8 protein-coding genes are annotated in these 11,135 nt (G+C 74.8%); 6 read left to right on the forward strand and 2 right to left on the reverse strand.

Translation table 11 applies throughout. The features are described 5' to 3' along the window. The first annotated feature begins 58 nt into the window (after positions 1–58). Entirely contained in the window at positions 59–334 is a 276-nt protein-coding gene (locus tag ABD823_RS28630; protein WP_344864987.1) for a hypothetical protein, read from the forward strand. A gap of 202 nt (positions 335–536) precedes the next feature. On the opposite strand, the gene ABD823_RS28635 is transcribed toward ABD823_RS28630, so the two are convergent. Both ABD823_RS28635 and ABD823_RS28640 read right to left on the reverse strand, forming a co-directional pair. Beyond that, complete coding sequence (locus ABD823_RS28635; RefSeq protein WP_344864989.1) at positions 537–1,331, reverse strand: DoxX family protein; 795 nt, start codon at positions 1,329–1,331, stop codon at positions 537–539. A 67-nt stretch (positions 1,332–1,398) separates the two neighbouring features. Beyond that, entirely contained in the window at positions 1,399–2,952 is a 1,554-nt protein-coding gene (locus ABD823_RS28640) for an MFS transporter (RefSeq protein ID WP_344864991.1), read from the reverse strand. A 234-nt stretch (positions 2,953–3,186) separates the two neighbouring features. On the opposite strand from ABD823_RS28640, the gene ABD823_RS28645 reads away from it, so the two are divergent. The 5 genes from ABD823_RS28645 to ABD823_RS28665 all read left to right on the forward strand — a co-directional run. Beyond that, positions 3,187–5,079 (forward strand): hypothetical protein, encoded by a 1,893-nt coding sequence (locus ABD823_RS28645; RefSeq protein ID WP_344864993.1) that lies wholly within the window; start codon positions 3,187–3,189, stop codon positions 5,077–5,079. Positions 5,080–5,163: 84 nt separating this feature from the next. Further along, positions 5,164–7,506 (forward strand): AAA family ATPase, encoded by a 2,343-nt coding sequence (locus ABD823_RS28650; protein ID WP_344864995.1) that lies wholly within the window; start codon positions 5,164–5,166, stop codon positions 7,504–7,506. 150 nt (positions 7,507–7,656) lie between these two features. Further along, the gene (locus ABD823_RS28655; RefSeq protein ID WP_344864997.1) at positions 7,657–8,640 is read left to right on the forward strand and encodes an ABC transporter permease; all 984 of its coding nucleotides are present in this window, start codon (positions 7,657–7,659) and stop codon (positions 8,638–8,640) included. Between the two features lies 1 nt (position 8,641). Next, positions 8,642–9,550 (forward strand): ABC transporter permease, encoded by a 909-nt coding sequence (locus ABD823_RS28660; RefSeq protein ID WP_344864999.1) that lies wholly within the window; start codon positions 8,642–8,644, stop codon positions 9,548–9,550. Further along, a partial coding sequence (locus ABD823_RS28665; protein ID WP_344865001.1) for an oligopeptide/dipeptide ABC transporter ATP-binding protein occupies positions 9,547–11,135 on the forward strand: 1,589 nt, incomplete at its 3' end. The genes ABD823_RS28660 and ABD823_RS28665, both read left to right, overlap by 4 nt.

Consider the following 11,135-nt stretch of genomic DNA (forward strand, 5'->3'; position numbering starts at 1 on the left):
TCGGGCAGGAGACAGCGGGTAGACATCCCCGCAGAACCGCGCGTTTTCAGGGGGAGACATGGCGCAGTGCGAAGTCTGCGGAAACGACTACGACATGAGTTTCGAGGTGCACGCCCAGGGGGCGGTGCACACCTTCGATTGTTTCGAGTGCGCGATCCAGATGATGGCGCCGATCTGTGAGCACTGCGGGGTCCGCATCGTCGGGCACGGGGTGGAGACCGACCGGCGCTGGTTCTGCTGCGCGCACTGCGCCCGCAGCGAGGGCGCCGCCACGATCGTCGACCGGGCCGACGTCCCGGTGCAGCAGGGCACGGGGCGGCCGGTCCGCGCGTGACCGGGTGGGCCTTTGGGCGGGACCCGCCCAAAGGCCCACCCCGCGGCGTGTTCGGAGGCTCGTCCGGCGCCCTGCCCGGGAGGTGGTGGAGGTCCCGCCTGCGGCGCGCCTCCACCGTGAGCCTTCCCGCCGGTGCGGCGCGGGGCCACGGGCCGTCCCATGGCCGGCCGGAGCCCGAGGACGGCGGCCGTCCGCCGCCGGCTCACTCGCCGGCCGGGTCGTCCCGCTGCCGGGCGACGAGGACGTCGCCCCGCCTGACGGGGGCGGTCCGCTCGGCCGTGTCGCCGCCGTCGCCGTCACTGCTGTCATCGGCGTCACCGCCGCGGCGGCGACGGCCGCCCGGCCGGGAGCCCCGCGGGCGTGGCGCGGGGGCCTCCTCGGAGCCGGAGCCCTCCGTCCTCGGGGCGCCTTCCCCTCCGCCCGGCGGGGAAAGGCCGGGGGAGGAGGCGCCCGGTGACGCGGCGCCGGGGCCCTCCGGGGCCGCCGGCCGTGCCGGCCGCTCCCCGGACGCGGTCGCCTCCGGTTCGCGCAGCGCGGCGATGACGTCGTCGGCCTCGGCGTCGGCGGCGAAGTCCTCGGCCGCCTCGGCGTCCCGCCGCTTGATCACCACCATGTGGTCGACCGACAGCCGCCCGGCCCCGGTGACGGCCAGCAGGACCGAGGCCGCGCCGAGCGCCACGATCAGGTTCACCTCGCCACCGGTCAGCGGGAGCCCGCGGTCACCGTTGGCGATCACGAACACCGCGACCGCCTCCGCGAACAGCAGCAGCCCGCAGGTGGGCACGGCCAGCCCGGCCACGAGCAGGACCCCGCCGACGAGTTCCGCCAGCATCGTGGTCCCGGCCCACACCTGCGGGGCGGGGGCGCCCAGCGAGGCGAACTGCAGGCCGGTCGCGGTCAGGCCCGCCTCCAGCTTGTCCCAGCCGTTGGCGAAGAAGATCCCGCCGACGCCCAGCCTGGCGGCCAACGCGGCGATGTCGCGGAGGGTTTGTCGCACGGCTCCCCATTGTGGCCGGGTGTGCCCCTGTTGCCCATAGCCGTGACCGGGAATCCTCCGGGACCGGTCAATCCGGGCCGGTCCGGTCGTCGGAGCCGCGCGGCACCAGAAGCGCCACCGCCGCGGCCGTGGCGCCGAGCAGCAGCACGCTGACGACGATCGTGGCGTGCAGGCCGGAGACGAACGCGGCCCGGGCCTGCTGCAGGAGGGCGGCCCCGGCCGCGCCGCCGACCTGGTGGGCCACGTCGGCGGCGGCGGCCAGCGACTGGCGGGCCTGCGTCATCATCCCGGCGGGGACGCCCGCGACCGGGGGCAGCGCGGGCGCGTAGACGGCGGTGGTGACCGTGCCGAGCACCGCGACGCCGAGCCCGGCCCCCAGCTCGTAGGCGGTCTCCTCGGTGGCGGCGGCACCGCCCGCGTGCTCCTCCGGGACCGCCGACATGATCGTGTCGGAGGCGGCCAGCAGCGCCGCCTGGAGGCCGAAGCCGATGCCGACGAAGCAGACCGCGAGCGCCACCGGGTGCTCCTCGGTGCCCCAGGTGAGGGTCGGTGCCAGGGACAGGGCGGTCAGCGCCAGCCCGCCGCCCATCGTGGCGCGCAGCCCGAACAGGCGCAGCAGGTGCGCGCCCGCCAGGCCGCCGGCGACCGCGGCGGCCATCAGGGGCAGCATGCGCACGGCGGCGGCGACCGGGCTGTCGCCGAGCACGAGCTGCAGGTACTGGGCGAGCATCAGCTGGAGCCCGACCAGGGAGAAGACGGTCAGCAGCACCGCCGCGACCCCGATGGAGAAGGACCGCCGCCGGAACAGCGCCAGGTCCAGCAGGGGCACGGCCAGCCGCCGCTGCCGCCGGACGAACCAGGCCAGCAGCCCGGCACCGCACAGGAACGCGGCGGCGCCCCAGGGGTGTCCGGCCCCGGTCTCCTTCAGGCCGAGCGCGAGTGCGAGGATGCCGAGGACCGACAGCAGCGCGCTGAGCGCGTCCCACGGCTGCCCGGAGCGGGTGCGGGACTCCGGCAGGATCCGCGCCGCGGCGGGCAGCAGGCCCAGCAGGATCGGCACGTTGATCAGGAAGACGGCGCCCCACCAGAAGTGCTCGACGAGCAGCCCGCCGATCATCGGCCCGGCCGCCGCCCCGGCCGCGGCGACCGCGCTCCACACGCCCAGCGCGATCGCCCGCTCCCGGCGGTCGGTGAAGACCTGCCGGATGATGGAGAGCGTGGCCGGCATGATCATCGCCCCGCCGAGCCCGAGGAGCATCCGCGCGGCGATGAGCGCCGGCGCGGTGGGGGCGAACGCGGCGCAGGCCGAGGCCGCCCCGAAGACCAGGTAACCCGCCAGCACCAGGCGTTTGCGCCCGTAGCGGTCGCCGAGCGTGCCGAAGGTCAGCAGCAGCGGCGCGACCACCAGGGAGTAGACGTCGATGATCCACAGCAGCTCGACGGAGCTCGGGTCGAGCGCCGCCGTCAGGGCGGGGACGGCGATGTGCAGCACGGTGGCGTCCACCGTGATGAGCAGCAGACTCAGGCAGAGCAGGACGAGGACCGACCAGCGGCCGGTCCCGGAGACGCGCGTGCCGGTCGCGGCACGCCTGGCACCGGCCGCGATTCCCGTCGTGGTCATGCGCGCCTGGCGGGGAGGCCGGCCTGGACGAACATGCGTCGCAGCTTAGGCGAACTCCGGCGGTGGCCGGGTGCGCATTGAGGGATCGAACCGGGGTGATACGGGTAACGATCACCCGGGACCCGCCACCTCTCTAGAGAGATAGACCCCTCTATCCGCCGTCTAGGCAAACCGCGGTCCCGCACCGACCATGGCGCTCGTGGGGAGTCAGCACCAGGTGCGCGGGCCGTCGCGGTGAGCGGCTCCGGAGATCAGGACCTCGCGGAGGCCGCCTCTCCGCCGGACCCGTCCCCGCAGGACCCGGGCGACCCGCGCCGCTGGTGCGAGCGGGCCGCCCGCGAGCTGGAGGAGGACCGCCCGGAGGCCGCGCTGCGGGCCGCCCGCCGGGCGGTGGAGCTCGACGCCCCGGACGGGCCCGTGGCCGGCTGGGGATACCGCCTGGCCAGCCTCGCCTTCGAACGGCTCGGCCGCGAGGCGGAGGCCGTGGCCGCGGCCGAGGAGGCCGTACGGCTCGCGCCGGGGTCGTGGACCGCCCGGCTGCGCCTGGGTGCGGCCCTGCGCCGGGTCCCGGGCCGCTGGACGGAGGCGTGCGTCCAGGCCGGCAGGGCCGTGCGCTACGCCCCGGAGGAGCCCGACCCGCACGTGCTCGCCGGCGACCTCGCGCTGCTGCGCGGCGAGCACCGCAGGGCACGGGCCGCCTACCGGGCCGCGCTGCGCCGTGCGGACGACCACCCCGGCGCGCGGACCAACCTCGGCCTGACGTTCCTGCGCTGGGAGCACCCCCGCGGCCACCACGACCCGGCCTGGCCGGTCGATCCCCGGGAGACCGGCCGGACCCGCCACGCCCTGGAGACCTGGTCCCGGCGGACCCGCCTGCTGCTGGCCGCGGCGCTGCTGACGCTGGCCCCCGCCGCCCTGGGCACCGGCATGGCCGCCGAGGCGGGGATCGTCGGGGCGGCGGCGCCCGTCGCGGTCCTGGCGATCACCCTCCGGCAGGCCCGCCGGGTCAGGCTCTGGTCCTACGTCCCCGCGATGCTCGCGCGCGACGAGTGGCTGGCGCTGGCCGTCGCCACCGCCCTGGTCGCCGCCGCCGCCTACGTCGCGGCGGTCGCCACCCTGCCGCGCGCGCTGCCGGCGCCCGGCCCGGTCGCGCCGCCGTTCCCGGTGCGGGGCGCGTGGGCGGCCCTGGCCGGCGTGGTGCTCCTCAACGGCGCCGCCGTGGCGGTCCTGCGCGTGCTGGCCGAGTCCTGGCGGGGGCGGCCCGGCCGGGCGCTGGCCGAGTTCTCCGCGGCGGCCGGGGACCGTACGGCCCGGCGCGACACCGGCGTGACGCTCTGGCTCGTGGCGGTCCGCGCGTGGTCCGTCCTGGCCGGCGTCGCGGGGGCGGCCGGGGCGCTGGACGACCCCCGCTGGGGCGTGGCCGCCCTCGCCGTCCCGCCCGTCCTGCACCGGACGTGCGCCAGGGCCGGGCGACCGGCGGACCTGCGCCGGATCCTCGCCGCGGACCGGCTGCTCGCCGCGGCGCTCGCCCTGCTCGCCGCGGCCTCCCTCGCGCTCGGCGGGACGGCCGCCGCGGCGTTCACCGGACTCCCCGATCAGGTGGGCCGCCTGACGTGGCGGGCGGCGATCGGGGCACTGGCGGCGGTGGTGGCCGCCTACGCCGCCGGGGCGGCCCGGGCGTGGTGGAGGGGCGCGCCCGGGCCGTGGCGGGCATCGCTGGCCATGAGCGGCAGCCGCGGCGGCGGGCCGCCCGGTGACGTGCGCCCGCCGGTGGACCTCGGCGGCGAGGTCCGCGACGCCTTCGCCTCCGCGCGCGGCCTGGTGCTCGCCTACGCCGGCCCGGAGGGACCGCGCGCCACGGCCGTCGGCGCGGCCGGGCCGGTCGGCCCGGGCGGGGAGCTCCGCCTGGTCGCGGACGGCGAGGCGTGGGAGGCGGCCGAGCGCGATCCCAGGGTGGCGGTGTTCGTGGCCGACCCGAACCGGCCGCGGTTCTGGGCCGAGGTGCGCGGCATCGCGACCGGTGACACCGAGGCCGGGACGCTCCGCGTCACGCCCGTGCGCGTCGTGGCCGGCGAGTACCCCGGCCGTCACCGGGGCCGGTTCCGCGACGGCCGGCGGGACCGGTAGGGCGCAGAGGCCCGGTACGGCGCCCGACCCCGCCCAAACCCCCTTCCGGTGCGGTATAACCGGGGGGCGGACCGGGGAGGCGTGATGCGGGACTCCGACAGGGCCAGGCCGGCGGGGCGGGCGGCGGCGCGGGATCTGTTCGAGCGGGTGCGGCTGCGGTATTTCCGCCTTTCCCCGGGAGCGCGCAGACTGGTCCACGTCGCCGTGCTGGCCTGCGCGGCCGGGGCGGCGCTGGGGCTGGGCTGGCACCCGGTCACCGCCTTCACCGGCGCGCTCCTGCTGCTCGCCTTCGCCGTGCTCACCCTGCGCTTCCCCCGCGCCGCCGCCACGGTGGCGGTGGTGGCGGTCTGGCTGACGGCGACGGCCCTGCTCGACGGCCGCTTCCCCGAGTCCTGGATCCCGCTGGGGCTGATGCTCCTGGCCCTCCCGGCCGCCGGGGCGGCCCACCTCATCAGCTGGGTCCCGCCCTGGCTGACCACGCTGGCGGCGCTGGCGGGCGGCGGGCTGATCGCCCTGGTGCTGGTGCTCGCCGGCTTCTCCACCGCCGTCGTGCTGTGGGGCGCGTACGGCGCGGCCGCCGCCGTGCTGGTCCACCGCCTCCTCCAGGCGCGCCGGGTCAGGGCGGAGCTGACCGCCGGGGAGCGGCCGGTCCGGGTCCGGGTCCGCGAGGGCGGGCAGCCCGCCCCGGGGAGCGGCGACCGTTCGGCGCCGCCGCCGATCTCGGTGGAGGAGGCGCTCGGCGAGCTCGACGCCATGGTCGGCCTGGGCCCGGTGAAGGAGCAGGTCCGCTCCATCGCCGCCTCCATCGAGGCGTCCCGGCTGCGCCGGGAGGCGGGCTACGCCACCGAGCCGCCGATGCGCCACTTCGTCTTCGTCGGCCCGCCGGGCACCGGCAAGACCAGCGTGGCCAGGACCGTCGCGAAGATCTTCTACGCCTTCGGCCTGCTGGAGACGCCCTACGTCGTGGAGGCCCAGCGCGCCGACCTGGTGGGGGAGTTCCTCGGTGCGACCGCGATCAAGACGAACGAGCTGATCGACCGGGCGCTCGGCGGGGTGCTCTTCATCGACGAGGCGTACAGCCTGATCAACTCGGGGGACGGCCAGCCCGACCGGTTCGGTTCCGAGGCCGTGCAGACGCTGCTCAAGCGGGCCGAGGACGACCGCGACCGGCTGATCGTCATCCTGGCCGGCTACGAGAAGGAGATGGCCTCCTTCCTGTCGTCCAATCCCGGCCTGTCCAGCCGGTTCGCCACGCGGGTCCGCTTCCCCGGTTACACGGCCGCCGAGCTGGTCCGGATCACCGAGCTGCTGCAGCTGCGCCGGGGCGACCGGACGGTCGAGGAGGCCCGGCCCGCGCTGCTGGCCCGCTTCGAGGACCTGCACCGCCGGGGGCTCGTCGACGAGCTGGGCAACGCCCGGTTCGTCCGCAGCCTGGTGGAGGCGGCCGCCCAGGCGCGCGACGTGCGGGTGGTCGGAGCGGGCGGCTCGCCCAGCACCGAGGAGCTGGTGACCGTCACCGGGCCGGACCTCACCAAGGCGTTCGACGAGCTCACCGCCCGCTACCAGGACTACCAGGCCGTCCCGACCCTGGAGGAGGCGTTGGCGGACCTGGACCGGATGGCCGGGCTGGAGCCGGTCAAGCGGCAGGTGCACGCGATCGCCGCGCAGCTCCGCATGGCCCGGATGCGCCAGGAGCGCGGCCTGCCCACCCCGCCGCAGATGCGGCACTTCGTCTTCACCGGGCCGCCGGGCACCGGGAAGACCACCGTGGCCCGCATCCTCGGCCGGATCTTCGCCGCGCTCGGCCTGCTGGTCCGGCCGGACGTGGTGGAGGCGCAGCGGGCCGACCTGGTCGGCCAGCACCTCGGCGCGACCGCGATCAAGACGAACGAGCTGATCGACCGGGCGCTCGGCGGGGTGCTCTTCATCGACGAGGCGTACAGCCTGGTGAACAGCGGGTACGCCGGGGGCGACGCCTTCGGCGCCGAGGCCGTGCAGACGCTGCTCAAGCGGGCCGAGGACGACCGCGACCGGCTGGTGGTCGTGCTGGCCGGCTACGAGCGGGAGATGGACGCCTTCCTCGCGACCAACCCCGGACTGGCCAGCCGGTTCAACCAGCGGGTGCGCTTCCCCTCCTATACGCCGGCCGAGCTCACCGGGATCGCCGAGCTGCTCGCCGGGCGGTCGGGCGACCGGTTCGACGAGGCCGCCCGCCACGACCTGGCCGACGTCTTCACCTGGGTCTGCGAGGACGGCCTGATCGACGGTCTGGGCAACGGCCGGTTCGCCCGCTCGCTGTACGAGCGCGCCGCGATGCGCCGTGACGTGCGCCTGGCGGCCTCCGAGGGCGCCGCCAGCGCCGCCGAGCTGACCACGATCACCAGCGCCGACGTGCGCGCCGCCGTGGACGAGCTCGCCGGTCGCTGACCCGCCGCTCCTGCCCAAAGCGGCGCCGCCGCCGGCAAGCCCCCCGCACTTGGCCGAGATCGGACCCCGGATTGGCGACTCTATGCGTTCTATCGGTTACATCATGTAGCAGTATGGCGACAGACAACAGAGTGCTTCGGAGGGAGGGAGATGGCGGGATTCCTTTTCCGCAGGTTGCTGAACTACGTCGTGCTGATCGTCGTCGCCACCAGCCTGGCCTACATGCTGGCGGCCGCCGCGCTCAACCCCCGGGCGAAATACGAGGGACGCAACCCCCCGATCCCTCCGGCGGTGATCGACGCCCGGCTCGCCGAGCTCAACCTCAGCGACCGGACCCCGATCTTCGAGCGCTACCTGACCTGGGCCGGGGGCGTCGTCACCGGGGACTTCGGCAAGACGATCGACGGGGACTCGGTGAACGAGGACCTCGGCCGGCGCATCGGCGTCACGCTGCGCCTGATCACGATCGGGCTGGTCTTCGGGAGCGTCACCGGCGTGTTCGTCGGCGCCTACGCCGCGGTCAAGCAGTACGGCGTCTTCGACCGGCTCTCCACGGGCGCGTCCTTCTTCGTGCTGGCGGTCCCCACCGTGGTGCTCGCCAACATGCTGATCATCGTCGCCGTCTGGGTGAACGGCCTGCTGCCCCAGCCGATCGTGTACGTCAGCGGCGAGTACTCCGCCGGGTTCCAGGGCGGCTTCTGGGCGCAGGCGCTCGACCGGATCCAGCACCTGGTCCTGCCCACGATCTCGCTCTCGCTGGGCCTGATCGCCGTCTACAGCCGCTACCAGCGCAACATGATGCTCGACGTGCTCGGCGCGGACTTCATCCGCACCGCGATGGCCAAAGGGCTGCGCCGCCGTACCGCGCTGATCAAGCACGCGCTGCGCACCGCGCTGATCCCGGCGGTGACGTACTTCGCGTTCACGTTCGGCTCGCTGCTGGTCGGCACCACCTTCACCGAGAAGATCTTCGGCTGGGCCGGCATGGGGCAGCAGCTGGTCAACTCGATCTTCACCAACGACGTGAACACCGTCGCCGCGATCAGCTGCTTCGCGGCCTTCGCGGTGCTGGTGGCCTCGCTCGCCTCCGACGTGCTGCACGCGGTCCTCGACCCCAGGGTCCGGGTGGGATGAGATGAGCATCGCCGACCAGGAACTCGCCGAAGAGCTGTCGGGCGTGGAGAAGATCCGGGCGCCCTCGCGCCTGCGGGTGGTCGCGGGCCGGTTCTTCCGCTCCCGGCAGGGGCGCATCGGGTTCGCGCTGCTGGCGCTGATGTTCCTGCTCGCCTTCGTGGGACCGCACCTGAGCAAGTGGACCTACACCGACAAGGACTTCATGGCGTTCCTCGCGCCGCCCTCGGCCGAGCACTGGTGGGGCACCCTGCAGACCGGTGCGGACGTGTACGCCGTGACGCTGCGCGGCATGCAGAAGTCGCTGATCGTCGGGCTGCTCGCCGCGGTGATCGGCACCGCGCTGGCCGCGCTGGTGGGCGCCTTCGCCGGTTACTTCCTCGGGTGGACGGACCGCGCGCTGATGTGGGTCACCGACCTGCTGCTCGTGCTCCCGGCCTTCCTCATCCTGGCGATCATGTCGCCGCTCTTCGCCGAGGGCCAGTGGCTGCTGTTCGTGCTGATGCTGGCGCTGTTCCTGTGGATGGTCACCTCGAAGATCGTCCGGAGCATGACGATCTCGCTCAAGGAGCGGGAGTTCATCCAGGCGGCCCGGTTCATGGGCGTGCACCCGGTGAAGATCATCTTCCGGCACGTCATCCCCAACCTGTCGTCGCTGCTGATCGTGGACGCCACACTGAACGTGAGCGCGGCGATCCTGACCGAGACGTCCCTGTCCTACTTCGGCTTCGGCATCCAGCCGCCGGACGTCTCCATGGGCAGCCTCATCGCCGACGGGTCCAAGACGGCCACCTACGCCCCCTGGACGTTCTGGTTCTGCGCCGGGCTGCTGATCGTCACCGTGCTCGCGGTGAACCTCGTGGGAGACGCCCTGCGCGACGCATTCGACCCCACCGCGAAGAGGGGCAGATGAGCGATCCCGTTCTCGAGGTCACCGACCTCGACGTGACCTTCGGCTCCGGCCCCGACGCGGTGCACGCGGTACGGGGTGTGAGCTACGCCCTCCACCCCGGCGAGGTGCTCGGCATCGTCGGCGAGTCGGGATCGGGCAAGTCGGTGACCTCGCTGGCGGTGATGGGGCTGCTCCCGCCGCACGCCAGGGTGACCGGGTCGGTCCGGCTGCGGGGCCAGGAGATCCTGGGCGCGAGCGAGAAGCGGCTCACCGCCTTCCGGGGCCGGACGATCTCGATGGTCTTCCAGGACCCGCTCTCCGCGCTCACCCCGGTCTACCGGGTCGGCGACCAGATCGCCGAGGCCGTCCGCATCCACCAGGACGTCGGCAGGGAGGCGGCCGCGAGGCGGGCGGTGGAGCTGCTGGACCTGGTCGGCATCCCCAACCCGGCCCAGCGCGCCAGGGCGTTCCCCCACGAGTTCTCCGGCGGCATGCGCCAGCGCGCGGTGATCGCGATGGCGATCGCCAACGACCCCGACGTGATCATCTGCGACGAGCCGACCACCGCGCTGGACGTGACCATCCAGGCGCAGGTGCTGGAGGTGCTCAAGACCGCGCAGCGGGAGACCGGCGCGTCGATCGTCATGATCACGCACGACCTGGGGGTGGTGGCCGGGTTCGTCGACCGGGTCCTGGTCATGTACGCCGGCCGGCCGGTCGAGACGGGGACGGTGGACGACATCTACTACCGGCCCCGCATGCCGTACACCATCGGACTGCTCGCCTCGGTCCCGCGCATGGACCGCCCGGCCGAGCGGCTGATCCCGATCGAGGGCGGCCCGCCCTCGCCGGCGGCGCTCCCGCCGGGCTGCCCGTTCGCGCCGCGCTGCCCGATGGAGATCCCCGAGTGCAACGAGGGTGAGCCGCTGCTGGCCCCGGTGGGCACCCGCGGGCAGCGGGCCGCGTGCATCCGCGCCGGAGAGATCGAGGCGCGGGGCCTGCCGCCCGCGGAGGTCTACGGCACGGCCGGGGAGCGGTCGCAGGCGCGTGCCGCCGGCCCGGTGGCCGGTCCGGCGGAGCGGCCGGCCCGCGACCGGCGGGAGACCGTGCTGGCGGTGGACGGCCTCGTCCGGCACTACCCGCTGATGAAGGGCGCGGTGTTCAAGCGGCGGGTCGGCACCGTGTACGCGGTGGACGGCATCGGCTTCGACATCCGCGAGGGCGAGACGCTCGGCCTGGTCGGCGAGTCGGGCTGCGGCAAGACGACCACGCTGATGCAGATCCTGGAGCTGGCCAGGCCGCAGGGCGGCACCGTCAGGGTGCTGGGCCGCGACACCGCGCGGATGACCTCCCGGGACCGCATGGCCGTCCGCCGGGACATGCAGGTGGTGTTCCAGGACCCCCTCGCCGCGCTGGACCCGAGGATGACGGTCTATGACATCCTGGCCGAGCCGCTGCGCACCCACGGGATCAGGAACGCGGGACCGCGGGTGCGGGAGCTGCTCACCCTGGTCGGCCTCGCGCCCGAGCACGCCGAGCGCTACCCGCAGGACTTCTCCGGCGGCCAGCGCCAGCGCATCGGCATCGCCCGGGCGCTGGCCCTGGA

The organism is Planomonospora alba, from assembly GCF_039534085.1.
GTDB classification, from domain to species: domain Bacteria; phylum Actinomycetota; class Actinomycetes; order Streptosporangiales; family Streptosporangiaceae; genus Planomonospora_B; species Planomonospora_B alba.

Coding starts and splice junctions, on each gene's coding strand:
- ABD823_RS28660 (WP_344864999.1), top strand. CDS start 8,642: ATGAGCATCGCCGACCAGGAACTCGCCGAAGAGCTGTCGGGCGTGGAG.
- ABD823_RS28640 (WP_344864991.1), bottom strand. CDS start 2,952: ATGACCACGACGGGAATCGCGGCCGGTGCCAGGCGTGCCGCGACCGGC.
- ABD823_RS28650 (WP_344864995.1), top strand. CDS start 5,164: ATGCGGGACTCCGACAGGGCCAGGCCGGCGGGGCGGGCGGCGGCGCGG.
- ABD823_RS28655 (WP_344864997.1), top strand. CDS start 7,657: ATGGCGGGATTCCTTTTCCGCAGGTTGCTGAACTACGTCGTGCTGATC.
- ABD823_RS28630 (WP_344864987.1), top strand. CDS start 59: ATGGCGCAGTGCGAAGTCTGCGGAAACGACTACGACATGAGTTTCGAG.